Genomic DNA, 22,462 nt, shown 5'->3' on the forward strand with positions numbered 1-22,462 from the left:
ACGGCGAATCGCCACGCGCTATGACAAGCTGGCCCGCAGCTTTCGCGCCATGGTATGCCTGGCTTGCATAGATCGTTGCCTACGTGCCGACTTTTCGTACAAAACCTAGAGAGAGTAGCTCCCAGCGAATGGGATAGCAGGGTTTCGAGCGCTAGCTACCCATTGCACGCACAGCCCGGCGGCTGTCGACAGGTGTAGTTGCGGTTGATGCAGGAGTTTCCGCAGGCCTTGCCGGTGCGGCACACACGGCAGCAGCCCTGTGCCAACAGCAGCCCATCCAACTCAGCGTGAGGTTCACAGGGTTCACTCAGAGCATGGTCGCCGGTGGTTTCCAGCGCGGTCATAAGCTGAGCATGAGGGCTGAGGGTGGCGCTGTCGCCGGATTGAGTAGCGTCGATGGGTGGCAGGTTGGCGAAGGCCGCGCTCGATAGTGCGAGCGCGGCCAGCAGAACGAGAAGTCGCTGAATCATGGTATGTGCCCCGGCGTTGTCATTATCGTTATTTGGGCTCGCCTGATGCCAACGGCAGCAAGTGCCCCCACCACCATACGCCACCTTGTCCCCCGTGGGGTAAGCTGGCATCGTCACTCGACGAGCATATGAACCACATCACGAGGAGCCACACCGTGTTTATCGCCATGAACCGTTTTCGGGTAAATCCCGAGCGAGTGAAGGAGTTCGAACAGATCTGGCTGGAGCGGGAGTCCCATCTGCAGGGCCTGCCCGGTTTCGTCGAGTTCCATATGCTGCGCGGCCCCGAGGAGGAGGATCATGTCCTCTACGCCTCCCACACCATCTGGACATCCCGCGAGGATTTCGAGGCCTGGACGCACTCCGAGGCGTTCCGCGCCGCCCACGCCAATGCCGGGCAAAGCCGTCGCGAGGGGCTCTACCTGGGGCCGCCGAAGTTCGAGGGCTTCGAGGTGATTCAGACGATCGGCAATGAGAGCGGTGCTTAAGCTGAAGCGAGACGAGCGTCAATCGCAGCCCATGTGCTGGCGATAGCGCTCGGGGTCGTGGCCCTCGGGCACGCTGTCGCAGGGATCATCCTGGTTATTGCTGTAGCCCCGCAGTTGGTTATATCGCGCCACCTGATCGTCATCGAGAATCGGCAGCGTGTCGAGATGGGTGGCCAAGTGCACGAAACGCAGTTCGGCCCGCGCCTCTTCGGCTTCGGCGAGCCGCTGGCGTAGACCTTCCTCGTCCAGGCTGCGTTCTGCAAAGCCATGCTCGATAGCGCGTTCGGCCTCGATCAGCCGTTCACCGGCGGGAATCGCGGCCTCGCGCATGCGCTCGGAGAGCGCTTCGATTGCCGCCACCTGGTCATCCTCGAGGGGAATCTCGTCGCGCAGTTCGAGCAGATGTGCCGGCCCCGGCACGCCGTTCAGCTCGGCCGGCAGCGCCAGCCCCCAGCCGCCACCGCGGCGCAGCTCATCGATATCGTCCTGCGACAGCGTCTTGATCTCACGCTCCTCGAAGCCGGCGTAGGGGGAGTGATGCTGATGTTGGTGCTGCTCAGTTGCCAGCGCCGAAACAGCAACGAGCAGTGCAGGCAACAGAGCGAGAGAGCATCGGGACATGGCGTTCACCTCGGAGTGCGATAGGCCAAGCCTCGTCGCTGGCCTTGTCGCGGTCAAGTCTCACTTGTCACGAGCGGGCAACCTGAGCCATACGCATGCCTGCCTGAATGCCCACAGGTTGATGAAGATGAAGGCGCGCAAGGCGGCGGGCACATGGCTTTCTCTATTGATGTCGATGACTACCAGGCAGCATCAAGTAATCAACGCGGCGCGCCAAGCAGAGGAAGGCAACTCTCCTCAATAAGGCGCAAGGTGTACTGCGCCATGCGTTGCCATGCTTCGTCGCTATCACCTCGATACGACAAGAGCTGCTCGCAGGCAAATGTGTTGTTGTCATCCAGATCCAGCACCGCCAGCCTTCCCCTTCCAATCAGCGTACTCACCTTGTGAATCTCGCCGACAAGGAGATATTGCGCGCCAGCGGCCTGGGCCTGCCCGGCAAGAACGGCCAGGCCTGGGCTGCGGTGCGTACAGCGCTCCATCTCGCAGCTCAGCTCGACTAGCGTGATCTCGGGGTTTCCGGCAAGACCAGCGTACAACAGCTCATTGAGCGACGTCAGTCGCGCCTCGTGCTCGGCGCTTTGATCGTGGAGTTCGCCAGAGGTGTCCCGGAAATCGAAGTGAGCCAGGGCCAGCGTCGATTTTCCGGTATCAGCCAACACCATCGATGCCATTACCAGCGTGCAGGCCAGCAGCAGGAGAGACCGTCCGCGAGCCGTCCAGCGATAACCGTTATGTGGGGCCATGACGCCTCCCGAGTGGAACCTTTGCAACATGCGCCTGGCGAGCAAGCCGGGCCTTGTGCTGACGTGGCCCGCCCCGATGGAGAAGGTTCGTTTTAGTCTTAGTGCATGATTGCCTGTAAGGCCATCACTGAGTTGATGATGAACCCCAGATCCTCCTCGAGCTGCTTGAGAGCGGACCACACGTCGACGCGTCGTAACCAGGCAGGCGGGGTACGTTTCCCGACCTCCGCTTTTCTGGTAACCGCCGAGACTAGCGGAACCGCTATTCAAGGAGAGGCCTCATGTGGCAAGGAATCCCGAGGCGTGCCCGCGGCTATCTGATCACCGGAGCAGGAGTTTTGCTGCTCTCCCCGGACGCCCTTTTCGTCAAGGACACTCAGGTCCCGGTAGAGGTCTTCATGTTCTGGCGGGCGCTGCTGCTGGGCGCGGTACTGGGCGCCGTTGCCCTGGCCCGCTATGGGCGCGGGCTGCCCGGGGCCCTGCGCGCCTGCGGCCCGGCAGCCCTGTGGTGTCCACTGGCCTTCGCCGGCAGTGCCTGGGGCTTCGTGGCGGCGGTGCGCCTGACCGCCGCCGGTAACGTGCTGGTGATCCAGAACCTGGCTCCCCTGGTAGCGGGGCTGCTGGGCCTGCTGCTGTTTCGTCAGCGCCTTAGGGCCCAGACTTGGGTAGTGATCCTGCTCTGCGTGCTGGGGGCGGGGCTGATGGCCGCCGGCGAGGTGGGGCAAGGCTCGCTCCTGGGGCTCGTGGTGGCGTTGGCGATTCCGCTATCGATCGCCGTCAACATGACCGTGGCCAGCGCCCAGCCCGGCGTGGATACCACCGTGATCCTGCCCCTTGGCTGCGTGGTGATGCTGCTGCCAGCCCTGGCCCTGGGCGGCATGCAGCTGCCGCCCCCGGCGGACCTACTGCGCCTGTTACTGATGGGACTGGTGTTCCTGCCTGCGGCCTACTACCTGATCCAGACTGGGCCCCGCTACCTGCCCGGGGCTGAGGTCAGTCTGGTAATGCTGCTGGAGACCCTGGTGGGGACCCTGCTGGTATGGTGGTGGGTCGGCGAGGTGCCACCATCTCTGGCCTTCGTCGGCGGCGGCCTGATCCTTTTCGCCCTGCTGGGTAGTGGCCTGCTGGACCTGCTGCGCCAGCGCCGCAAGGTGGCCGACGGCGCCCCGGACCCGCAGCGGGTGATCGCCGAGGCCGATGGCGTGCCCGATCGAAATCGCGATGCTCCAATCGACTAACTCCCCGTTGCTGAAGAAATCCTGCTGCCCTGCAAGGGTCACACCTAAAGTGTACTCCTCGTGGGCATGGAGGTCGTAGCTGAAGTCGCTTAGCCCCGCCCAGAGCACCGGCTTGGACATTATTGCGGAAAGTGGTGGCTCTGCCTTCGAGAGGCTCCGCGGGTAAGGCGCAAGGAAGCCATGGCTATATCTTTACTGCCGAGGAGCTCTATGCCTTGCAACAAAATAAAATGTAAACAACAGGAAAAACAACAGTGACGCAAAATAAACGTAGGTGGAATATTTATAAGAAGACCCAATTTCATTTATTGCCAAGCCAAATATTTCATCGTCGAGAACAACAAAATCGACCACTCCAACAATCTCGAACAAAAGAAAGGCAACATAAGGCCAGAGCAACCAATGACTACGCAATGTTACTACCAGAAGAAAAGCCAGGAAAAGCATGCCGAAAGATATCAGCATCATCTCCTGGCTCATCACCTTGTCAGCCACTTCGGCGTGCGTCTGCCGGGTTACTTCACTTGAACCAGTCGCGCTCGAAGCGACCGTTCTTGAATTTATACATTGAGAGCCCATACTTCAGCTCATTTCCTGCTGCATCCTTGATAATGCCCTTCTCCTTCCCCAGAGAATGAAAAAAAGCATCCAAGAGCAGAAGCGCGCCGTCGATGAACCACCAGAACAGCAGCCCTCCAAACGTTACCCCTTTTAGAATTCCCGTTTTCCACTTACCCAGGTAGAACCGATCAATGCCAAAAAAGCCGAGAAACATGGCGAGCGTCAGGGCGATGAGTCGGTTCTTTCGTTTTGTCTCGTTCATCCAACATCCTTGTCTAATAAAAACGAGAACGTCCGGCTGCTTTCACGCGCCAAGGGCGTTCTCAGGGTTGTAACTGAATGCTAAGGAGAGAGTGGGCAGCCCTATTGCATCCATGCAAGGATATTAGTATATCAGCCTACATCACAGGTGTCATGAGTCCACCTTCCAGGAAAGACGAACTCTTAAGGACTACTTACCAAGAGTGGTAACCACATATACTGTTAGCCGATGGAGATAAAGCGACATAGGCGTCAATCGCAACCCATGTGTGCCGGTAGCGCTGGGAATCGTGGCCCTCAGCCACGCTGGCACCTGCCATTGAGTCTACGCCTCTTATCGATAGTCACAGGTGTGTTCGGCATGGCGTGCCCTGTCGAAATCGCGATGCTCCAATCGACTGGCAGGTGTGAGCGACCGATCCCGACGACCGACGCCAGCGAGGTCATGCTGGCCGTCTCGTGCGCGAGCCGTACAGCAGTCGCTGCCATGTGCGAGGCTGCCGCCGCCAACGGCGGCATCGCAGATATCAACGCCGCGCAGGAGCACGGTTTCATGTATAGCCGCGCATTGGCAGACCCCGACGGCCATGTATGAGAGCCCTTCTGGATGGACCCGGCGGCCGTACCGTCGGACGCGGAGTGATGTGGCAGTGCAGCTCGCCCTGAGGGCGAGCTGGCGGTGAGGCTAGAGCTGCGGTCAGGCCGATAGATCCTGCATGACGCGATACAGATCGGCCTTGCCCTCGAAGCCGATACCCGGAAGTTCGGGCATGGTCACGAAGCCGTTCTCCACGCGTACGCCATCGGGGAAGCCGCCGAAGGGCTGGAACAGGTCGGGGTAGGACTCGTTGCCGCCGAGGCCCAGGCCGGCGGCGATATTGAGCGACATCTGGTGGCCACCGTGGGGAATGCAGCGGCTCGCCGACCAGCCGTGCTCCTTGAGCATATCGAGGGTGCGCAGGTACTCGACCAGGCCGTAGCTCAACGCACAGTCGAACTGCAGCCAGTCGCGGTCGGGGCGCATGCCGCCGTAGCGGATCAGGTTGCGCGCGTCCTGCATCGAGAAGAGGTTCTCGCCGGTCGCCATGGGGTTGGCGTAGAAGCTGCGCAGGGTCGCCTGCAGCTCGAAGTCGAGCGGGTCGCCGGGCTCTTCGTACCAGAACAGATCGTACTGCGAGAGCGCCTTGGCGTAGGCGATCGCGGTCTCCAGGTCGAAGCGGCCGTTGGCATCCACGCACAGCTTCTGGCCGTCCTGCAGCACCTCCATGATGGCGTCGATGCGGCGCAGGTCCTCCTCCAGGGAGGCGCCGCCGATCTTCTTCTTGACCACGTTGTACCCGCGGTCGATGTAGCTGCGCATCTCATCCTGCAGCTTGCGGTAATCCTGACCGGGGTAGTAGTAGCCGCCGGCCGCGTAGACGAAGACCTTGGGATCGGGCCGGCCGCTGCCATAGCGTTCGGCCAGCAGTTGGAACAGCGGTTTTTCTTCGATCTTGGCCACGGCGTCCCATACCGCCATGTCGATGGTGCCCATGGCAACCGAGCGTTCGCCGTGCCCGCCTGGCTTCTCGTTGATGTACATGGCATCCCAGATCTTGTGCGGATCGAGATTGTTGCCACTAGCGTCGAGCAGATCCTCCGGGTTGGCTTCCATCACCCGGGGGATGAAGCGCTCGCGCATCAGGGTGCCCTGGCCGTAGCGCCCGTTGGAGTTGAAGCCGTAGCCCACCACCGGCTTGCCGTCGCGCACCACATCGGCGATGACGGCCACCAGGCTCAGCGTCATCTTGCTGAAGTCGATGTAGGCATTGCGGATGGAGGAACTGATAGGCAGGGTCTTCTCGCGAATCTCGACGATCTTCATACTGGGTCTCCAAGGGTAACGGCGTCAGGCCATGATCGACTCAACGCGGGGCTGGCGGCCAATGCTCAATTTCACTGATGTCATGCACGGGACGAACCGGCCGTGAACCTGATCTGGCTCGAAGACTTTCTGGCCCTGGCGCCGACCGGCAACTTCTCTCGCGCGGCGGAGGAGCGGCACAGCTCGCAGCCTGCGTTCAGCCGACGTATCCGGGCGCTGGAGGCGTGGGTCGGCGCCGAGCTATTCGACAGAAGCACCCAGCCCGCCCGGTTGACGGAGGTGGGCGAGTGGTTTCTCGAGGTGGCACAGGATCTTCTGGCGCGGGTCTCCCGGGTGCCGGGAGATGCCAAACGGCTGGCCGACGCCAGCTCGGTGACGCTGCGCCTGGCCTCCACCCACGCTCTCTCCTTCACCTTCCTGCCACGCTGGCTGCGCGGCCTGGAAGCCACGGCCGCGCTCGAGTCGGTGCAGCTGATGTCGGATGTGCTGCAGCGCTGCGAGACGTTGATGCAGGAGGGCAAGGCGCAGTTCGTGTTGAGCCATGCCCACGCCCAGGCGCCGGGCGCGCTGGATGCGGACACCTATCTCGCCATTCAGGTCGGCGACGATGAGCTGATACCCGTCTGTTCCCCCAACGAGCAGGGCGACGCCCGCCACATACTGGGCGCCGAGGCCAGCGTGCCGCTGCTGCACTACAGCGAGGAGTCAGGCCTCGGGCGCATTATCCGCTCGGTATTCGACCGGCGCCTGGCAGCCGCGCCCACGGTGTTCACTGCCCATGCCGCCTCGGTGCTGCGCACCATGGCGCTGGATGGCAGAGGCGTCGCCTGGTTGCCACGCACCCTGGTGGAGGACGACCTGGAGGCGAGAAGGCTGCTACCGGCAGGCGGCAAGGAATGGAGCGTCCCGGTTGCCATCAAACTCTACCGCGAGCGGGAACTCAGCGGCAAAGCCGCGGAGGCGCTCTGGCAAGCCGTGACGACCCAGCAAACCAGTGCGACAAATTAGGTTTATGCGGTCAAGAAGAGTGCACGCGCACTGGAAACCGAATGCAAATCGCACGCGAAATTACTATCAAGGCACTGAATTTAAAGGAAAAAATTGACCACCACTGCATTTCCCTCTAGGATGCACTACCTATACTTAGCGCTAATAAAGGTAACTCCATGAAAGGCAACCAGAACATTATCGACGCCTTGAACGGCCTGCTCGCGGCGGAGCTCGCCGCCATGGACCAGTATTTCATCCACTCCGAGATGTATGCCGACTGGGGCTTCACCAAGCTCTATGAGCGCATCGCCCATGAGTTCGACGATGAAAAGGGCCACGCCAAGCAGCTGATCGAACGGATCCTGTTCCTGGAGGGCAAGCCCGACATGCATACCCGTACCCCGGTACGCGTGGGTCAGGACGTGGAGGAGATGCTCGATAACGACCTGCAGCTCGAGTACGAGGTGGGCGACGCCCTCAAGGACGCCATCGCGCTGTGCGAGAAAGAGAGCGACTTCCAGACCCGCAGCGTGCTGCTAGGGCTGCTGGCCGACACCGAAGAGGACCACGCCTACTGGCTCGAGCAGCAGCTGCGGCTGATCAAGATGCTGGGCAGAGAGAACTACCTGCAAGCGCAGATGTAAGCCAGGGCGCCCGGCGGGCGCCCTCGCAATATACTGGCGGGCTGCAGGGCTCAGCTACCCCCTCCTTGTGGGCGAATACGCACCCCGCCCACCCACCGCTCGCCGCTTGCATGATCCAACCAGTGGTGCTGCCCCTCGAGCACGGCCTGCCCCAACGCCGTGAGCGCAAGCTGGCGGTGCGGCCACTCTTCATGGGTATCGCTGATCTCGAGTAGCGGCCGCGGCTCGGCCATCAGCGGCTGCAGCAGCCACCAGAACATCAGGTCGCCCAGATAGGGCAAGGGCTCGTATTCACGCATCAGCAGCGCGAAGGCCCTGCCCACCGGCAAGGGGCCGTGGTCGCGTACGATCCTGAGGGTCAGCTTTTCCGTCAGACCGAGGCCGGTATCCTCCTCTGGCAGTTCCTGCAGATGGCGCTCGAGCGCCCTGCCCATCATCGGCAAGGCCGGCGTACCGGTGGCGACCAGGTCTTCCAGGGGGCGGGGGTTATCGGCGGTAAGCGCCCGCCATGCGCGAGTGCCCAGTTCGAGCAGCGGAGCACCCACCGGCCGACGCTGCCGCCATAGCCAGGCGAGCAGGTCCGGCGCGAGCTGACCGATGCCGATGAAGCGCTCAACGCCGGGTATCGACGCCACTGCCACCAGCTCGATCTTGGCGCTTGGCGGGTGCTGCCGTAGGCGATGCAACAGATAGGCGAGGAGCAGCTGATCGTAACTGTCGTGCTCGAACCACAGCACGATCCGCGCGTAGCGCGCCAGTTCGTCCAACAGCGTGTAGCTCTTGGCAAGACGCGCCAGGATATCGCCCTCGGCCATGCCGGAAAGCCCGACCAGGAAGCGTGCTCTAAGCCGTATCAGCTCATCCGACGGTAGATCACGCAGCGGGCCCAGGCAGAAGGGGTCGGAGAACTCCAGGAAGTCGCCCTCGAAGCCGGCCATGCGCAGGCCGTGCTCGATATCCGAACCACAGCGGATATGCAGGGTCGCCAGGTCGCGGTCGCCCCGCTCGGCCACCAGCCGCCGCGATATATCCAGTGACTCGGTATGCGCCTTGAGCCGAGGCCAACTGGGAAAACCGCATTCGCGGGCGATGACGAACTGGGCGTCGGCGAGCGCCAGGGGCGTCTCGCGCGGCGGTACGTATTGCAGGAAGCGCGCCAGTGCAGCCGGCTCATCGCCACGCGCGGCCTTGAGTAGTTCCTTGGCGCGCTTGCGCTGCTGCTCGAGATTGAAGCGGCCATGGGACCGGGCATCCGGTCGGGGAAGTGAGGTCATACGAATCCCTCCATATGCCTGCGTCCGCCGGACAGGCCGGGAGTCGTATGGGTTGATCAATATGAAGCGTTGGGCGCAGCCCTTTCCGCGGACGGGGACGCCTTGCGGCGCAGCCCTTAGGCTCGCGCGGATAGTGCAAGGTGTCAATGGCGGAAGGATATGCGGCGCGGCGCTATACGCCAGCCGCATCTGGACGTCGGCTATCGGTAGCCGACACTTGACGTAGGGTGTCGACGAAGCGCGTCAGTGCCGGTGTCCAGGTGGCCGGCTGGGCGGCAGCGAAGTAGGTATCGACCTGGGCGATGGGGGCTGGCAGTGCCAGGCAGTGAATCCCGAAGCGGTGCCGATGGGCCTCCACCGTGGACCTCGGCAGCACGGTGTAACCCATGCCGGCGGCGACGCACCCGAGCATGGCGTCCAGCGAGCCAAGGTCGAAGATCCTGGCCGCGCTGACGCCACAGAAAGACAGCAGCAGCTCGATACGTTGGCGATAGCTGCAGCCCTGGCGGAAGGCGAGAAAGGTCGCGGTCAACAACTCTTCGGTGGCGGGCATGACCACCATGGGGCTAGCGCTCACCAGCACCAGCTCTTCGCTGAACACCTTCTCGAGGTGGTAGTGAGGGTGATCGAAACGTCCCGCCACGAATGCGCAGTCGACCAGGCCATCCGTCAGCCGCTCGACCAGCGAGGCCGTTGGGCCCGTGTGCAATTGAAGATCGACCTCAGGATAGGCGCCATGGAAGGCGGCCAGGATGGGCGGCAGGCGCAACGCCGTGGTGGTTTCCATGGCGCCAATGCGTAGCCGGCTGCCAGCCACCTTGTCGCCCTTGAACAGTGATATCGCCTCATCGTGGGCGCTCAGTATGCGCTCGGCATACTCTGCCAGGGCCATCCCGGCCGTGGTCAGCCGGACTTGCCCGCTACGATGCACGAGCTGCACACCCAGCTCATCTTCGAGCTTCTTGATATGTGCCGTAACGTTGGACTGCACCGTATGAAGCCGCTGAGCGGTGGCAATGAAACTGCCGGTTTCCGCCACCCCCATCAACAGACGCAGAGACTTGAGCTGCATGCGGCGCCTCCTGCCAAGCTCTATAAATCACATAATCAGATAGTCTATATCACAGTAAATCATTATTCATGATTAACAGCCGTCATGTAGGCTGTGCAGCAGTGCTTTTGACTCAGGACTCCCCTGCATGATCGATAGGCGAGATATTTCCGCCCTGCTCACGGGCGTCATGGCCACCCTCGCCGGGATCGGCCTCGCTCGCTTTGCCTACACCCCGCTCCTGCCGGCGCTGATCGAGGCGCAGTGGTTCAGCGCCAGTGATGCGGCCTATCTCGGCGCAGCCAACCTGCTCGGCTACCTGATCGGCGCACTCTCCGGTCATGTCCTGTCCGAACGCTACTCGCCGCGGGCGCTTCTCGGTATCTGTTTTGCGACCATCGCCCTGAGCTTTCTGCTCTGTGCATGGCCTGCCAGCTTTGCCTGGTTCTTCGTCTGGCGGCTGGTCTCCGGCATCGCCGGGGCGATCCTAATGGTGGTCGGCCCGTCCCTGGCACTGACGGCCACGCCGCTCGCCCGCCGCGCCCATGTCGGTGCCCTGGTATTTGCCGGCATCGGTCTGGGGGCGCTGCTCTCGGCCTGGGTAGTGCCGCTGCTGCTCGAGACCAGCCTGATGGCGACCTGGATGACCCTTGGCGTGCTGAGCCTGGTAGCGGGGCTGCTCGGCGACCGCGGCCTGGCACGCCTGGCGATACCTGCGCCTGCGTTGCCCGAAGGAGGCGTCGCACCCCAGGTACACGCAGGAGTAGGCATCGCCGTACTGCTGGTGATCGGCGCCTATGCTCTGGATGGCGCGGGTTTCGTGCCGCATACGGTGTTCTGGGTCGATTATCTGGCCAGGGAGAACGCCCTGGGCCACTCCCCCGCCGCCCTGCAGTGGGGCCTGTTCGGAGTGGGGGCGGTGTGCGGCCCGCTGCTGGCCAGCGCCGTCGCCCGGCGGCTAGGCTGGCACCTTGGGTTGGCCCTGGCGTTCCTGGCCAAGGCCGTCGCGGTTGCCCTGCCGCTACTGTCGCTGGATCTGCTCAGCCGCTCGGTCTCTTCCTTCGTGGTCGGCGCCATGATCCCCGGCATCGTGGCCTTGACCTCCGGCCGGCTCGCCGAGCTGGTTGGCCCGGCGGCTCACAAGCGACTCTGGGGACGTGCCACCGCCGCGTTCGCGGCGGCACAGGCGGCCTCGGGCTATGGCATGTCCGCGCTCTATGATGAGTGGGGCAGCTATACGCCACTCTTCGCCATCGGCAGCGTACTGCTGGCTGGCGGCTTGGTTCTGGTACTCCTCAGCCGTGGTCTGCAGCCGCGCCACGACACGCTTTCCCCCCCACCCAGGAGACACTGATGCAACTCTTTCTCAATGCGACCTCGCCCTATGCCCGCATGGCACGTATCACGATGATGGAGAAAGGCCTGGCCGAGATGGTGACGCTGCGCTGGTGCGACCCTTGGGCCGACGATGCCGCACTGCTGAACGCCAACCCCGCCGGGCGTATCCCGGCGCTGATCACGGCGGACGGCACGGCGCTGAGCGAATCGCTGCTGATCGCCCTCTATCTCGATGGGCAAGGCCCGGGGGAACCGCTGATTCCGCCATCACGCCTGAGCGAGGTGCTGCATCGGGTCGGCCTCGGCCAAGGGCTGATGGATGCCGCCTTCACAACGGTGATCGCGCGCAAGCATCAGGGCAGCGAGGCCGACGACAGCGAGCTGGGGCAGCGCCGCCTGCGGGCCTTTCAGCGCATCCTGGACCAGCTGGAGCAGGAGCTCGATGAGGCCCAGGCGATGTCGGCCATGACCCTGGCCGACATCGCCGTCGGCGTCGCGCTGGACTACCTGACATTCCGGCTGCCCGAGGTGACGTGGTCCCATGGCCGCCCCAGGCTGGCGGCCTGGCACCGCCAGATCGTCCGTCGCGAGAGCTTCACCCAGACGGCGTTTGGGTGACGCCGGATAGCCCCTAGGGCAGCGCCTCCATCTCACGCAGGGCCTCGCGAACGATGGCATCGCGCTTGGGGATATCGTCCATGCGATTGGGGGTATCCATGTTGAGGGCGAAGAACACCGGCCCGCTGGGCCATTCTACCCAGCCCACCCACCAGGCCAGCTCGCCGGACCAGCCGGTCTTGGCGCGCAGGATCCAGTCGCGCCCGGCTTCCCCAATCATCAGGTCCTTGACCAGACGCTGATCGGCCTCATCGAACGCTAGCTCATTGCGATAGAGCTGCTGCAGGAAGCCGATCTGCTCCTCGGCGGAGATCTCCAGGTGGCCAGGGTCTAGCCAGAAGTTCTCGAGGTCGTCGCCTACCTCGGCGTTACCGTAATCGATCACCTCCAGGTAGCGGCGTTCGCTTGCTTCGCCCAGCTCCCGGGCGAACTGTTGGTAGAGCCACACCGTCGAGTTGCGCATGCCAGAGCGAATATCCTGATCGGCGTTCCACGCCGCGGCGCTGCGTTCGGTACCATCCCAGGCAAACACCTGGAACTCGTCGTCCACCACACCGGCATCCAGCGCAAACAGGGTGTGGGGCACCTTGAAGGTGGAGGCCGGCACGAAGCGCTGCCGTGCACGCTCGGCGTCATGCACCCAGGTCGTTTGGGCATCCTGGCGCTGATCCACCACCAGCAAGGTGCCCTCGGCGCCATGTTCCTCGAAGAGTGCTGCCCAGCCGTCCCGCTGCTGCCAGGTGTCGGCCACCGCGCCTAGCGGAGCCAAGCCCAGCGCCAGGGCGCCGGCCATCAATAATTTTAGGGTCATGGTTCCATTCCGTTGTCGTCGTTTCGATCCAAGAGCAGGCAATCAGCTGCCGACAGGAAGATTAGTAGGTTGTGATCCGACTTCACAAACTATGTTAACTTGCACCAGCCATAAACTGGATTTGGGCTATGACAAGATCTTACCTGCCGCTCAATGCCCTGCGCGCCTTCGAGGCTTCCGCCCGCCTGCGCAGCTTCACCCGCGCGGGCGATGAGCTGAACGTGACCCAGGCCGCCGTCAGCCATCAGGTCAAACTGCTGGAGCAGCGGCTCGGCGTGGTGCTGTTCAGGCGCTTACCGCGCGGCCTGATGATGACCGCCGAGGGCGAGGCGCTGCTGCCGGTGCTGGGGGATGCCTTCGACCGCATGGCCGAGATGCTGGAGCGCCTGGAGGGCGGCCAGGTCAGGGAGGTGATGATGGTCGGCGCGGTGGGTACCTTTGCGGTGGGCTGGCTGCTGCCACGCCTGGCCGAGTTCCAGGCGCGCCACCCGCTTATCGACCTCCGCCTCTCGACCCACAACAATCGGGTCGACATGGCCGCCGAGGGGCTGGATTTCGCCATTCGTTTCGGTGACGGTGCCTGGTATGGCTGCGAGGCCGAGCCGCTATTCGAGGCGCCGCTATCGCCTCTCTGCATACCCAGAGTCGCGGCAACGCTGAGCGCCCCCGACGACCTGATGCGGCACACGCTGCTGCGCTCCTATCGCGAGAACGAGTGGCCCAGTTGGTTTGCCGCCGCGGGCATCCCGCGTCCACCCCCACTGGTGAGAGGCATCACCTTCGACTCCTCCCTGGCGATGATGGAGGCGGCCACCCAGGGCGCGGGCGTGGCACTCGCACCACCGCGGATGTTCGAACGTCAACTGGCCACGGGCAGCATCGTTCAGCCTTTTGCAACCACCACCTCTCTAGGCCGCTACTGGCTGACGCGTCAGATCTCCCGCGCCCCCAGCGCGGCCATGATGACCTTTCGCGACTGGCTGCAGGGTGCCGTGGATCAGGCCTATGGGGAGGCTGCCTGACCGGCCGCTAGCCCGCCATTACCTGCGCCAGCTCGCGCCGATAGGCGACCTCGTGCTGAGCCGGGTCGGCGGGAAAACGGCCAAGCGCCACCGCCAGCTCGAAGAAGCCCTGCCGCGGCAGGTCACCTCGGCGGCTGACCACCAGCGCCGCGATCAGCGGGCGACCGGCCGCCACGTCCTCGCGCATCAAGGCCTCCAGCGTCAGGGCAACCCGCTGGATAGTCCCCGGCGGCTTCAATCCCAGGGCGTCGGCGGCCTGCTGGTAGGTGATCGGCACGGCCTCGCTGGGCAGCTGGGTCAGCAGCTCGCGTAATCGCGGCGCCAGCGTGGCTTGCTCGGAAGACCTCATGGTGTCGTCTCCAGGTCATAACAGGGTGGTAGCCACTGCTTGTCTCACAACGGCAGATGCAGGATAGCGCCTCGCAGGCCGCGCTCGTCGGCCCATAGCTTGCCCAGGGTGATAGGAAGGCGGAAGCGGCGCTTGCCGGCGGCGCCGGGATTGAACAGCAGCCGGCCATCCTGCCACTGGTGGCGCGGCTTATGGGAGTGGCCGTGGAGCACGGCGTCACAGGGCGTGGCGGGGTCGAACGCCTGAAGGATATGCACCAGATGAAGATGCCAGCCGTTGACGTTGAGATCATGGGTCATCGGCAGGGCTTCGGCCCAGGGCGCGGTATCGATATTGCCGCGCACCGCCACCAGCGGCGCGAGCTCCCTCAGCTGCGCGAGGATGGCGGCGTCTTCCTCTCGGCTCCCCACATCGCCAAGGTGCAGGATCACGCCGCAGCCTTCGAGCATGATCAGTGCCTCGGGGCGCAGCAGGCCGTGGGTATCGCTGATGATACCCACCGGCCGTGCGGTGCTGATGGCCTGCATTAACGCCTCCTTACTGCCCTTCCGGTAGCCCCGCTACCTGCCCAGTGGTGCAATGCACAATATGTCGTTTTACTACAACGACGTGTGCGGCTAATGGAGCTTTGTGCAGTGCATGATCCTGACCCATAGTGACATCACGGTTCAGGACAGGGGGTCGCTACCTCGATCCACTGACCTGAACCCCAGCTACCAACTGAGCGCCATGCCTTATTTGATCCAGGCGCCAGAGCGAAGGTCTTGGAACACGCTTGTGACCCTGTCGCAGTTGCAGCACTGGGCGCTTACCCGGCCCGGCATGAGTAGCTAAGGCACCAGAACGCCATCGCCGATGGCAACCCCAAGACGGGATTCTCCCGGGGGATGATGACCTTACACGAGGATTGAACCATGAACTGCACTCAACTGACCCAGCAAGCCGACCATATCGCCAGCACCTTCAGCAAGCTGGACCTTGCCAAGCTGGTGGTGGCCCTGAAGGGCCGCGGCGAGTCCCTGCAGCATGCCGTCGAAGTACTCGACACCATCGATGCCCGCCAGGGCTACACCCTGGACCAGGCCTGGGACGAGGTACGCACCGGTGAAACGCGCCTGATGGCCACCAGCGACGACTGAGATTCGCTCGCCAACACGCTCTCCTAGCGTAGACTTTCACCCCCCTCCCAGTGAGGGGGTTTTTCATTCCTTCACGCTCCCAGGCCCTGCCAGTCCTCGAGGTCCAGCGCAGGTTTCTCGGCACGAAAGCGAGCATACAACTCGATACCCCGCGGGTCTTCAAGCACGTCGACCTCAATCCCCTTGCTACGCAGCAAGGATTCGGTACCCGAGGCATTGGTGATATCGCCCACCACTACCCGCGAGAACCCACGCATATACACCAGGGTCGCGCAGATCTCACAGGGACTCAGCGAGGTGAACAGCGTGGTGCGGCGAAAGTTGATGCGGCCGGCGTCACGAATCGCCGAGGTCTCGCCGTGGTGATAGGGGTGGTTCTCCTGCACCAGGGTGTTGTGCCCCTTGCCAACAATCCGCCGCGTGGCGTTATCGATGATCAGCGCACCGATGGGGCAGCCGCCCTCGTCGTAGCTCTTCTGCGCCAGCAGCACCGCCACCCGCATCAGGTCGGCGTCGCTCAGCCGCTGAGCGAAGTCGTCGCTCATCAGCGCCGGCAGGCTGGCCGTTGGCATGTGCGCGATGGCGGTGAGTGCGGCTTCCGAGACCTCCGCATTTGCGTTGAGTAGCGTTTCCATCACGCCTCCAAGTCATTGATTAGCCATCCTGCGGGCCTAGGTGCCTACCAGGCTACTACATGCTCGGAAAAGCAGCATCGCACTGCAATTCGAAGACTGCCCCTCGCCGCTCAGATATTTTTCCCTATAGGGATAAAAGCGCCATCTCGCCACGCCTTTCTTATAATCTTTCCCTATTGGGAAAATTATCGCCAACCCTGTCGTTGACTGCTATTATTTTCCCAATAGGGATAATACCCATGACCCTTACTCAATACTGAGAAGCCACTCTCATGCCAGATACCGTGCCAACCGCCAACGTCGTGATGATCCATGATGCCAGAGCGCTCGGACAGCTGATTCGTCGTCAGCGCAAGCAACAGGGGCTGAACCTGGAGACGCTCGCCGGCCTTTGCGGCCTGAGCATCCGCTTTCTCAGCGAGCTTGAGAACGGCCGCGACTCCTGCGGCTTCGGTCGCATCATGATGGTGCTCGATGCACTGGGGATTGACCTTGCCGCCTGCCCCGCCGAGCTGGACGAATCATGACGCTGCTTGATGAGTTACATGTCTGGCGTGAGGAGCGCCGCGTGGGCACCCTGTGGCGGGGTGACGATGGGCGACTGATGGGCTTCGAGTATGACGCTGCCTGGCTGGCAACCGGGCAACCCATCTCGCATAGCCTGCCGCTTGACCAGAAGCGCTGGTTGCCGGAGGACCAGCTCGCCCATCGCTGGTTCGGCAACTTGCTACCAGAAGAGCAGGCCCGCGCCGCGCTGATCAAGCGCCTGGGCATCCCCGACGACGACTTTTCGCTGCTGGCTGCCATCGGCGGTGACTGCGCCGGGGCTCTGACCATCCTGCCTCCCGGACAGATCCCGCTGTCACAGGAGCCGGATTCACAGGAGCCGCCAGCGGACGACTATCGCCCGCTGGCGATGGATCGGCTCGGCCACTGGGCTGCCTTCCGCGAGCGCTACGCCCTGATGACCGATGAGGACCCGGCCCTGCGTCCTCGCCTGTCGCTGGCTGGCGCCCAGGACAAGATTCCGGTGCGGGTCTGGCAAGGCGAGCTCTACCTTCCCTCCGGCGCGGCCCCCTCTTCACACATCCTGAAGTTCGCCGTTGAGGGTCGTGAGCTGGTCATCCTCAATGAGCTGTACTTGAATACCCTGGCACGCCTGGCCGGGCTTGCCTGCCCTACCACCGAGATGGGTTATGCCGGCCGCCATCCATATCTGATCGTCGAGCGCTACGACCGCCACGGCATCGGCACTGCGTCGATCCGGCGCCTGCATCAGGAGGACCTGTGCCAGGCAATGGGCCTGGCGCGCACCCAGAAATACCAAGCCTTCAGTGGATCACGCTTCGGTGAGGTCGTACACACCGTCCGCGAGGCTTGCAAACCCTCGGCGACCTCCATCCAGCAGCTGCTACGCTGGCAAATCTTCAACGTTCTGGTGGGTAACAGCGACGGTCATGCCAAGAACGTCTCGCTGCTACAGGATGCTCGCGGACGCTGGCACATCGCCCCAGCCTACGACCTGGTCGGCACCGTCGTGCTCGGTTACAACCCCGAACTGGCCTTCTCGGTGGGGGACCAGTTCAACTCGCAGCAGCTGCTGCCGCGGGACTGGCAAGCCTTCGCCAGTGAGTGTCATTTCAGCTACCCCTTCGTCAAGCGCCAGATCCAGGAGATGGCGTCCATACTTGCCGAGCTTGTCGATTCAGCCCCCTTGCAGCAAGCCCTGCAGCAGGCAGGCCTTAGTGAACACGGTTGGGTAAGGCTACAGCAACAGCGCCAGCATATTCGCAAGCAGTGCCGTCGGGCGGCGCGCTGGTAAGCATGCCAGCTTGACCGCCGCCACCTTGGGTAGTGTGATACGTGCTTCTGCTATATTCAGCACCTGCCAAGAGGGTTTCATGCGCAAGATTCTGCTCGTCGATAACGGCTCACTCCGCCCCCAGGCCACGCTCAACCTGCGCCGGCTGGCCGATGCGCTCAGTCAGTCCAGCGGCGAGACCGTCGAGGCCGCCTCGCTGCTGCACTCCTACAAGATCCCGCCCGAGCAGCTCGACGGCCGCAAGGCGGTGTCGCTGGGGCCGTTGGCCGAGCGATATGCGGCAGAAGGGATTACCGAGCTGGTAGTGCTGCCGTTCTTCTTCGGCCCCAGCCAGGCGTTGACCCGCTACCTGCCGGAGCGTCTGGCCGAGGTGCAGGCCAACTACCCGCAGCTCAGCGTCAAGGTGGCGCTGCCGCTGGTCGACACTCAGGCACCGCTGGATCTGCGCCTGTCCCAGCTGCTGGCGGAGAATGTGCGCGAGCGTATGGCGGGCCTGACGCGGCCCAAGGTGGTGCTGGTCGACCATGGCAGCCCAATTCCCGAGGTCTCGGCGGTGCGCAACTATTTGGCCGGGCAGCTCAGCGTACTGCTTGCCGAAGAGGCCAGCTGCGTCACCTTCGCCTCCATGGAGCGCCGCGACGGCGACGCCTACCGCTTCAACGAACCGCTGCTGGAAGACCTGCTGGCCTCTCCTACCATGGCCCACGGCGACGTGATCCTGGCCATGCTGTTTCTGTCTCCCGGGCGTCACGCTGGTGAAGGCGGCGATATTGCCGAGATCTGCAACCAGGCGATGACCCAGGCCCCCGGCCTCAATGTCACCACCACGCGCTTGGTGGGTGAGCACGCCGGCATAGTGGAGATCCTCGCCACCCGCCTGCAGCAGGGCCTGGCGGGGGAGCCGCTGCTGTTGGAAATGCCGTGCGCAAGGGGGGCAGGACAACGCTAGCGGCGCCACCCACGAGACAGAAGCATACGAGAGCCCCTCATCTGTGTATGCTGACGTACATCCACTTGCCTTAGTGGGGTCCTCTCGTTGACTGTCGGCCGTATCGGCCGAGACCACCCCGTTGCCTCCTCTGAGCCCATACCCGGGGTAGGTGCTTCATGCTTCCTGATTCACTTCAAGCCATTTTCGACTCCGCCGCTCAGCCCGCCGATGCCCGTCAATCGGCCATCGTGTACTGCGAGGGCAACTTCGCGCGCATCGATGGCAAGACGGCCAACGGCCTGGTGCGCAGCAGCGAGCGGTATCGCATCCTGTCCGTCATCGACAGCAGCCTGGCCGGCGAAGACGCGGGCCTCGCTCTGGGCGAGGCGGCGACGGGCATCCCCATCGTAGCCGACCTGACGGCAGCGCTCGCCGCAGCCGACGACCTGCCTGATGTGCTGATCTTCGGGCTCGCGCCCTTGTCTGGGCTGATGTCCGAGGCGGACCGCCGCGTGGTGCTGGCAGCCGTGGCGGCAGGCATCGGCGTGGTATCTGGCCTGCACGAGTTTCTCGCAGACGACCCGGAGATCTCGGCGGCGGCACGCGCCACCGGGGTGGCACTTCACGATATCCGCCGACCACGCCCCACCAAGCACCTGCGTATGTTCGACGGCGCGATCGGTAGCGTCGACTGTGTGCGCATCGCGGTACTGGGCACGGATGGCGCGATCGGCAAGCGCACCACCTCGACGCTGCTTACCAAAGCACTCAACGACGCCGGGATTCACACCGTGATGGTGGGCACGGGGCAGACCGGTCTCATGCAGGGCGCCGCCTATGGCGTTGCGCTCGATGCCATTCCCGCTCAGTTCGGCGTCGGTGAACTGGAAGGAGCAGTGCTCGCCGCCTATGAAGGTGAGCACCCCGACGTCATCGTGATCGAAGGCCAGGGCGCCCTCAGCCACCCCGCCTACCTGAGCTCGACGGTGGTGTTGCGCGCCAGCCGGCCGCAGGCCGTGATCATGCAGCATGCCCCGGCCCGCCACATGCTCAGTGACTATCCGGAAGTACGGATGCCGTCTCCCCTCTCGGAGATCAAACTCATCGAGCTGTTCGGCAAGACCAAGGTCATCGGGCTGGCCATCAACCACGAAGACATGACCCAGGCTGAGGTCACAGCGGCTATCGCCCGCTACGAACTCGAGCTCGGCCTCCCCGCCACCGATGCGCTGTGGCGCGACCCGGCGGAGCTGGTCGCGATGGTCACCGCCGCCTTCCCCGCATTACAGGCGCGGCAGCCACTGACCGTGGCGTGACCTGCCCTCGCGTCGAGATCGATCTGGCCAAGATCGAGCATAACGCTCGCCAACTGGTGAGCCTGCTGTCCGGCCGCGGTATCGATGTCACCGGGGTCACCAAGGCCACCTTGGGCTCACCCGAGGTGGCGAGGGCCATGCTCGCTGGGGGTGTAGTGCGGCTCGGCGATTCGCGGATCGACAACCTCGAGGCGCTTCGCGACGCGGGTATCCAGGCCCCGCTGACGCTGCTGCGTTCGCCCACGCCTGAACAGGCCGATCGGGCAGTGGCCTGCGCCACTATCAGCCAGGTGAGCGAGTTCGAGGTGGTGAAGGCGTTGTCGGTAGCCGCGGGCAGACGCGACATTGTTCACGGCCTGGTGCTGATGGTGGAGCTGGGCGACCTGCGCGAGGGCGTGCTGCCAGGCGAGGTGCTCGACCTCGCCCGGCGCATAGCGCGCATCCCGCACGTCACACTCGCCGGCCTCGGCACCAACCTGGCGTGCCGTGCCGGCGTCGTGCCGAGCGCCGACAACATGGGAGAACTGTCTGCACTCGCGACGCTGCTCGAAGAGCAGTTGAGCATGCACCTGCCAATCCTTTCCGGCGGCAACTCGGCGAATCTCGCCTGGGCCATTGCAGCGCCCGCGGGCCGAATCAACGACCTGCGGCTCGGCGAGTCGATCCTGCTGGGCTGCGACCCGCTCACGCGGATACCCCTGAGCGGACTACACACCGACGCCTTCACCTTGGTGGTGCCGGTCATCGAGTCGTTGTCCAAGCCGACCGCGCCACGCGGCACCACCGGCGAGGCGGCATTTGGGGCGCCGACGCCGATGCTCGAACGCGGCGTCATCATCCAGACGATCGCCTCGATCGGGCGGCAAGACGTAGACCCCGACGGCCTGACACCCCCGCGCAACGTCAGCGTGCTCGCCGCCAGCAGCGACCATCTGGTACTGGAAACGCGCTACCGCCTGGCACCCGGCGCAGAGATCCGCTTCGGCCTCGACTACTCGGCGCTGCTGCGCGCCATGACCTCTCCGTTTGTGGCAACCACATTTGCGGCGACGCAACGCGCTTTACTGCCAATGCTGAAGAACAGCTCCTCTGCAGTAGTCGACGAGCAGGGCACCTGATCGTGTCAACCACCGCTCGCCTCTTTATCTCGAAGCCGCGGTTGACCAGGAAATAGCGCACATGCAGGCGTACGAAGCTCGCTAGGGCTATCGACTTGGGCTGGATGTCGGCTCAGGCGACGCCGAGTGATCCAGTGTTGGCCATGCCCACTGCACTTGGCACGCTGCGCCGGATGGAGGCAATGTCCTTGCGCGGTGGCGCGCCGAACATCCTCGAGTACTCGCGGCTGAATTGCGATGGGCTCTGATACCCCACCGTAAAGCCAACGCTTGCGGCGTCTGCCTGCTGGTTCAGCAGCAGGCGCCGTGCCTCCTGCAAGCGGATCTGCTTCTGGTACTGCAGCGGACTCATGGCCGTGACCGACTTGAAATGGCGGTGCAGCGACGACGGGCTCATATTGGCCACCTTGGCCACGGTCTCGATACGCAGCGGGTCGGCATAGTGGCCGCGAATCCAGGTAATCGCCTTGCTGACCTGGGTCAGGTGACTCTCCCCCAGGGCGATCTGACGCAGCGCCTCGCCCTGCTCGCTGCGCAGCAGCAGATAGAGAATCTCCCGCTCGATCAGTGGCCCCAGAATCGCGGTGTCCTGTGGGCGCTCGAGCAGGCGCAGCAGTCGCGTGAGGGCATCCAGCAGTTCCGGCGACAGCTGGCACATCGACATGCCGGAGCAGGGGCGATTCGAGACCGGCTGCTCCGGCATGGCCAGCAGCAGTTCGGCCAGTATCGTCGTATCGAGCCGCAGCGCACAGGCCAGGTAGGGCGCCTCGGGGCTGGCCTCGATGACTTCACCGCTGATGGTCAGATCCACCGAGGCGATCAGATAGTCACCAGCGCCGTGCTCGAAGCAGCGATCGCCGAGCATGGTGCGCTTGCGGCCCTGCACGATGAAGCACAGCATCGGCTCGAAGATCGCCGGCATGGCAGCGGTCGGCGCATCCGAGCGATACAGCATCACGCCGGGTATCGGTGTCGTGTCGCACCCTTCACCACTCTGGCAGAATCGTTTAATCAGCTGACTGGCCTCTGCAAACGGTCGGATCTCCGTCGCCATCTCTTACTCCTGTATCCACAGGGGTATCAAGTTACGTCGAGCCGTTACCTCGCACAATCTCCCGCCCTGAAAATTGAGAGGATCGTGCAAGAATCGCGGAG

26 protein-coding genes and 2 pseudogenes are annotated in these 22,462 nt (G+C 63.6%); 14 read left to right on the forward strand and 14 right to left on the reverse strand.

What is annotated here, in order from left to right; translation table 11 throughout:
* A pseudogene (locus IEI94_RS11545) lies at positions 1 to 109 on the forward strand (IS5/IS1182 family transposase); the annotation flags it as partial.
* Positions 110 to 155: 46 nt separating this feature from the next.
* Here IEI94_RS11545 and IEI94_RS11550 read toward each other — a convergent pair.
* Positions 156 to 470, reverse strand: coding sequence for a hypothetical protein (locus IEI94_RS11550; RefSeq protein WP_191167468.1), 315 nt, complete (start codon positions 468 to 470; stop codon positions 156 to 158).
* A gap of 155 nt (positions 471 to 625) precedes the next feature.
* On the opposite strand from IEI94_RS11550, the gene IEI94_RS11555 reads away from it, so the two are divergent.
* Complete coding sequence (locus tag IEI94_RS11555; RefSeq protein ID WP_191167469.1) at positions 626 to 958, forward strand: antibiotic biosynthesis monooxygenase family protein; 333 nt, start codon at positions 626 to 628, stop codon at positions 956 to 958.
* Between the two features lie 18 nt (positions 959 to 976).
* Here IEI94_RS11555 and IEI94_RS11560 read toward each other — a convergent pair whose 3' ends face one another.
* Both IEI94_RS11560 and IEI94_RS11565 read right to left on the reverse strand, forming a co-directional pair.
* Entirely contained in the window at positions 977 to 1,579 is a 603-nt protein-coding gene (locus tag IEI94_RS11560) for a hypothetical protein (protein WP_191167470.1), read from the reverse strand.
* Positions 1,580 to 1,779: 200 nt separating this feature from the next.
* Positions 1,780 to 2,325 carry a DUF2380 domain-containing protein gene (locus IEI94_RS11565; protein ID WP_191167471.1) on the reverse strand — a complete coding sequence of 182 codons (546 nt, stop codon included), beginning with the start codon at positions 2,323 to 2,325 and terminating at the stop codon, positions 1,780 to 1,782.
* A gap of 281 nt (positions 2,326 to 2,606) precedes the next feature.
* Here IEI94_RS11565 and IEI94_RS11570 point away from each other — a divergent pair, with 281 nt between their 5' ends.
* Positions 2,607 to 3,563 carry a DMT family transporter gene (locus IEI94_RS11570; protein WP_191167472.1) on the forward strand — a complete coding sequence of 319 codons (957 nt, stop codon included), beginning with the start codon at positions 2,607 to 2,609 and terminating at the stop codon, positions 3,561 to 3,563.
* On the opposite strand, the pseudogene IEI94_RS22965 reads toward IEI94_RS11570, so the two are convergent.
* The 4 genes and pseudogenes from IEI94_RS22965 to IEI94_RS11585 form a co-directional block, all read right to left on the reverse strand.
* Positions 3,564 to 3,683, reverse strand: a pseudogene (locus tag IEI94_RS22965) (AraC family ligand binding domain-containing protein); the annotation flags it as partial.
* 72 nt (positions 3,684 to 3,755) lie between these two features.
* Positions 3,756 to 4,142, reverse strand: a complete 387-nt coding sequence (locus IEI94_RS11575) for a hypothetical protein (RefSeq protein ID WP_224750105.1) — start codon at positions 4,140 to 4,142, stop codon at positions 3,756 to 3,758.
* Positions 4,084 to 4,386 (reverse strand): TM2 domain-containing protein, encoded by a 303-nt coding sequence (locus IEI94_RS11580; RefSeq protein ID WP_191167474.1) that lies wholly within the window; start codon positions 4,384 to 4,386, stop codon positions 4,084 to 4,086. Before IEI94_RS11580 ends, IEI94_RS11575 begins: the two co-directional genes overlap by 59 nt.
* Positions 4,387 to 5,082: 696 nt before the next feature.
* Positions 5,083 to 6,249: a mandelate racemase/muconate lactonizing enzyme family protein gene (locus IEI94_RS11585; protein ID WP_191167475.1), complete on the reverse strand. Its 1,167-nt coding sequence runs from the start codon at positions 6,247 to 6,249 to the stop codon at positions 5,083 to 5,085.
* Positions 6,250 to 6,351: 102 nt separating this feature from the next.
* Here IEI94_RS11585 and IEI94_RS11590 point away from each other — a divergent pair, with 102 nt between their 5' ends.
* Complete coding sequence (locus IEI94_RS11590) at positions 6,352 to 7,257, forward strand: LysR substrate-binding domain-containing protein (protein ID WP_191167476.1); 906 nt, start codon at positions 6,352 to 6,354, stop codon at positions 7,255 to 7,257.
* 158 nt (positions 7,258 to 7,415) lie between these two features.
* Entirely contained in the window at positions 7,416 to 7,883 is a 468-nt protein-coding gene (gene bfr, locus IEI94_RS11595; RefSeq protein ID WP_191167477.1) for a bacterioferritin, read from the forward strand.
* A 50-nt stretch (positions 7,884 to 7,933) separates the two neighbouring features.
* Here the strand turns inward: bfr and IEI94_RS11600 are convergent, their stop codons facing one another.
* Together IEI94_RS11600 and IEI94_RS11605 are read right to left on the reverse strand one after the other, a co-directional pair.
* Complete coding sequence (locus IEI94_RS11600; protein ID WP_191167478.1) at positions 7,934 to 9,157, reverse strand: DUF1835 domain-containing protein; 1,224 nt, start codon at positions 9,155 to 9,157, stop codon at positions 7,934 to 7,936.
* A 172-nt stretch (positions 9,158 to 9,329) separates the two neighbouring features.
* Positions 9,330 to 10,229: a LysR substrate-binding domain-containing protein gene (locus tag IEI94_RS11605; RefSeq protein WP_191167479.1), complete on the reverse strand. Its 900-nt coding sequence runs from the start codon at positions 10,227 to 10,229 to the stop codon at positions 9,330 to 9,332.
* Positions 10,230 to 10,356: 127 nt separating this feature from the next.
* On the opposite strand from IEI94_RS11605, the gene IEI94_RS11610 reads away from it, so the two are divergent.
* Positions 10,357 to 11,562, forward strand: coding sequence for a YbfB/YjiJ family MFS transporter (locus IEI94_RS11610; protein ID WP_191167480.1), 1,206 nt, complete (start codon positions 10,357 to 10,359; stop codon positions 11,560 to 11,562).
* Positions 11,562 to 12,164, forward strand: a complete 603-nt coding sequence (locus IEI94_RS11615) for a glutathione S-transferase N-terminal domain-containing protein (protein ID WP_191167481.1) — start codon at positions 11,562 to 11,564, stop codon at positions 12,162 to 12,164. Before IEI94_RS11610 ends, IEI94_RS11615 begins: the two co-directional genes overlap by 1 nt.
* 13 nt (positions 12,165 to 12,177) lie before the next feature.
* Here IEI94_RS11615 and blaOXA read toward each other — a convergent pair whose 3' ends face one another.
* Positions 12,178 to 12,975, reverse strand: coding sequence for a class D beta-lactamase (blaOXA, locus tag IEI94_RS11620; RefSeq protein ID WP_224750106.1), 798 nt, complete (start codon positions 12,973 to 12,975; stop codon positions 12,178 to 12,180).
* Between the two features lie 128 nt (positions 12,976 to 13,103).
* On the opposite strand from blaOXA, the gene IEI94_RS11625 reads away from it, so the two are divergent.
* Positions 13,104 to 13,997, forward strand: coding sequence for a LysR family transcriptional regulator (locus IEI94_RS11625; RefSeq protein ID WP_191167482.1), 894 nt, complete (start codon positions 13,104 to 13,106; stop codon positions 13,995 to 13,997).
* A gap of 7 nt (positions 13,998 to 14,004) precedes the next feature.
* Here IEI94_RS11625 and IEI94_RS11630 read toward each other — a convergent pair whose 3' ends face one another.
* Together IEI94_RS11630 and IEI94_RS11635 are read right to left on the reverse strand one after the other, a co-directional pair.
* The gene (locus tag IEI94_RS11630; protein ID WP_191167483.1) at positions 14,005 to 14,346 is read right to left on the reverse strand and encodes a hypothetical protein; all 342 of its coding nucleotides are present in this window, start codon (positions 14,344 to 14,346) and stop codon (positions 14,005 to 14,007) included.
* A gap of 44 nt (positions 14,347 to 14,390) precedes the next feature.
* Entirely contained in the window at positions 14,391 to 14,873 is a 483-nt protein-coding gene (locus IEI94_RS11635) for a metallophosphoesterase family protein (RefSeq protein ID WP_191167484.1), read from the reverse strand.
* Positions 14,874 to 15,260: 387 nt separating this feature from the next.
* Between IEI94_RS11635 and IEI94_RS11640 the strand changes: the two genes are divergently transcribed.
* A complete protein-coding gene (locus IEI94_RS11640; RefSeq protein WP_191167485.1) occupies positions 15,261 to 15,485 on the forward strand; it encodes a hypothetical protein in 225 nt (74 codons plus the stop codon).
* A gap of 71 nt (positions 15,486 to 15,556) precedes the next feature.
* On the opposite strand, the gene IEI94_RS11645 is transcribed toward IEI94_RS11640, so the two are convergent.
* Positions 15,557 to 16,120 carry a nucleoside deaminase gene (locus IEI94_RS11645; RefSeq protein WP_191167486.1) on the reverse strand — a complete coding sequence of 188 codons (564 nt, stop codon included), beginning with the start codon at positions 16,118 to 16,120 and terminating at the stop codon, positions 15,557 to 15,559.
* A 272-nt stretch (positions 16,121 to 16,392) separates the two neighbouring features.
* On the opposite strand from IEI94_RS11645, the gene IEI94_RS11650 reads away from it, so the two are divergent.
* The 5 genes from IEI94_RS11650 (at position 16,393) to IEI94_RS11670 (ending at position 21,307) form a co-directional block, all read left to right on the forward strand.
* Positions 16,393 to 16,647: a helix-turn-helix domain-containing protein gene (locus IEI94_RS11650; protein ID WP_224750107.1), complete on the forward strand. Its 255-nt coding sequence runs from the start codon at positions 16,393 to 16,395 to the stop codon at positions 16,645 to 16,647.
* Complete coding sequence (locus IEI94_RS11655; protein WP_191167487.1) at positions 16,644 to 17,942, forward strand: type II toxin-antitoxin system HipA family toxin; 1,299 nt, start codon at positions 16,644 to 16,646, stop codon at positions 17,940 to 17,942. The genes IEI94_RS11650 and IEI94_RS11655 overlap by 4 nt, the downstream gene beginning before the upstream one ends.
* A gap of 79 nt (positions 17,943 to 18,021) precedes the next feature.
* Entirely contained in the window at positions 18,022 to 18,891 is an 870-nt protein-coding gene (locus IEI94_RS11660) for a sirohydrochlorin chelatase (RefSeq protein ID WP_191167488.1), read from the forward strand.
* A gap of 158 nt (positions 18,892 to 19,049) precedes the next feature.
* Complete coding sequence (locus tag IEI94_RS11665) at positions 19,050 to 20,189, forward strand: DUF1611 domain-containing protein (protein WP_191167489.1); 1,140 nt, start codon at positions 19,050 to 19,052, stop codon at positions 20,187 to 20,189.
* Positions 20,186 to 21,307 carry an alanine/ornithine racemase family PLP-dependent enzyme gene (locus IEI94_RS11670; protein ID WP_191167490.1) on the forward strand — a complete coding sequence of 374 codons (1,122 nt, stop codon included), beginning with the start codon at positions 20,186 to 20,188 and terminating at the stop codon, positions 21,305 to 21,307. The genes IEI94_RS11665 and IEI94_RS11670 overlap by 4 nt, the downstream gene beginning before the upstream one ends.
* Positions 21,308 to 21,419: 112 nt before the next feature.
* Here the strand turns inward: IEI94_RS11670 and IEI94_RS11675 are convergent, their stop codons facing one another.
* Positions 21,420 to 22,361, reverse strand: a complete 942-nt coding sequence (locus IEI94_RS11675; protein WP_191167491.1) for an AraC family transcriptional regulator — start codon at positions 22,359 to 22,361, stop codon at positions 21,420 to 21,422.
* Positions 22,362 to 22,462: the final 101 nt, after the last annotated feature.

Origin of the sequence: Halomonas sp. ML-15, from assembly GCF_014779595.1 — a bacterium.
Lineage (GTDB): Bacteria > Pseudomonadota > Gammaproteobacteria > Pseudomonadales > Halomonadaceae > Franzmannia.

What these genes read in the sequence shown, in the direction of transcription:
- IEI94_RS11635 (WP_191167484.1), bottom strand. Translation starts at nt 14,873, where the DNA reads ATGCAGGCCATCAGCACCGCACGGCCGGTGGGTATCATCAGCGATACC.
- IEI94_RS11640 (WP_191167485.1), top strand. Translation starts at nt 15,261, where the DNA reads ATGAACTGCACTCAACTGACCCAGCAAGCCGACCATATCGCCAGCACC.
- IEI94_RS11625 (WP_191167482.1), top strand. Translation starts at nt 13,104, where the DNA reads ATGACAAGATCTTACCTGCCGCTCAATGCCCTGCGCGCCTTCGAGGCT.
- IEI94_RS11650 (WP_224750107.1), top strand. Translation starts at nt 16,393, where the DNA reads ATGCCAGATACCGTGCCAACCGCCAACGTCGTGATGATCCATGATGCC.
- IEI94_RS11600 (WP_191167478.1), bottom strand. Translation starts at nt 9,157, where the DNA reads ATGACCTCACTTCCCCGACCGGATGCCCGGTCCCATGGCCGCTTCAAT.
- IEI94_RS11630 (WP_191167483.1), bottom strand. Translation starts at nt 14,346, where the DNA reads ATGAGGTCTTCCGAGCAAGCCACGCTGGCGCCGCGATTACGCGAGCTG.
- IEI94_RS11550 (WP_191167468.1), bottom strand. Translation starts at nt 470, where the DNA reads ATGATTCAGCGACTTCTCGTTCTGCTGGCCGCGCTCGCACTATCGAGC.
- IEI94_RS11655 (WP_191167487.1), top strand. Translation starts at nt 16,644, where the DNA reads ATGACGCTGCTTGATGAGTTACATGTCTGGCGTGAGGAGCGCCGCGTG.
- IEI94_RS11665 (WP_191167489.1), top strand. Translation starts at nt 19,050, where the DNA reads ATGCTTCCTGATTCACTTCAAGCCATTTTCGACTCCGCCGCTCAGCCC.
- bfr (WP_191167477.1), top strand. Translation starts at nt 7,416, where the DNA reads ATGAAAGGCAACCAGAACATTATCGACGCCTTGAACGGCCTGCTCGCG.
- IEI94_RS11580 (WP_191167474.1), bottom strand. Translation starts at nt 4,386, where the DNA reads ATGAACGAGACAAAACGAAAGAACCGACTCATCGCCCTGACGCTCGCC.
- IEI94_RS11570 (WP_191167472.1), top strand. Translation starts at nt 2,607, where the DNA reads ATGTGGCAAGGAATCCCGAGGCGTGCCCGCGGCTATCTGATCACCGGA.
- IEI94_RS11575 (WP_224750105.1), bottom strand. Translation starts at nt 4,142, where the DNA reads ATGGGCTCTCAATGTATAAATTCAAGAACGGTCGCTTCGAGCGCGACT.
- blaOXA (WP_224750106.1), bottom strand. Translation starts at nt 12,975, where the DNA reads ATGACCCTAAAATTATTGATGGCCGGCGCCCTGGCGCTGGGCTTGGCT.
- IEI94_RS11645 (WP_191167486.1), bottom strand. Translation starts at nt 16,120, where the DNA reads ATGGAAACGCTACTCAACGCAAATGCGGAGGTCTCGGAAGCCGCACTC.
- IEI94_RS11605 (WP_191167479.1), bottom strand. Translation starts at nt 10,229, where the DNA reads ATGCAGCTCAAGTCTCTGCGTCTGTTGATGGGGGTGGCGGAAACCGGC.
- IEI94_RS11585 (WP_191167475.1), bottom strand. Translation starts at nt 6,249, where the DNA reads ATGAAGATCGTCGAGATTCGCGAGAAGACCCTGCCTATCAGTTCCTCC.
- IEI94_RS11610 (WP_191167480.1), top strand. Translation starts at nt 10,357, where the DNA reads ATGATCGATAGGCGAGATATTTCCGCCCTGCTCACGGGCGTCATGGCC.
- IEI94_RS11615 (WP_191167481.1), top strand. Translation starts at nt 11,562, where the DNA reads ATGCAACTCTTTCTCAATGCGACCTCGCCCTATGCCCGCATGGCACGT.
- IEI94_RS11660 (WP_191167488.1), top strand. Translation starts at nt 18,022, where the DNA reads ATGCGCAAGATTCTGCTCGTCGATAACGGCTCACTCCGCCCCCAGGCC.
- IEI94_RS11675 (WP_191167491.1), bottom strand. Translation starts at nt 22,361, where the DNA reads ATGGCGACGGAGATCCGACCGTTTGCAGAGGCCAGTCAGCTGATTAAA.
- IEI94_RS11565 (WP_191167471.1), bottom strand. Translation starts at nt 2,325, where the DNA reads ATGGCCCCACATAACGGTTATCGCTGGACGGCTCGCGGACGGTCTCTC.
- IEI94_RS11560 (WP_191167470.1), bottom strand. Translation starts at nt 1,579, where the DNA reads ATGTCCCGATGCTCTCTCGCTCTGTTGCCTGCACTGCTCGTTGCTGTT.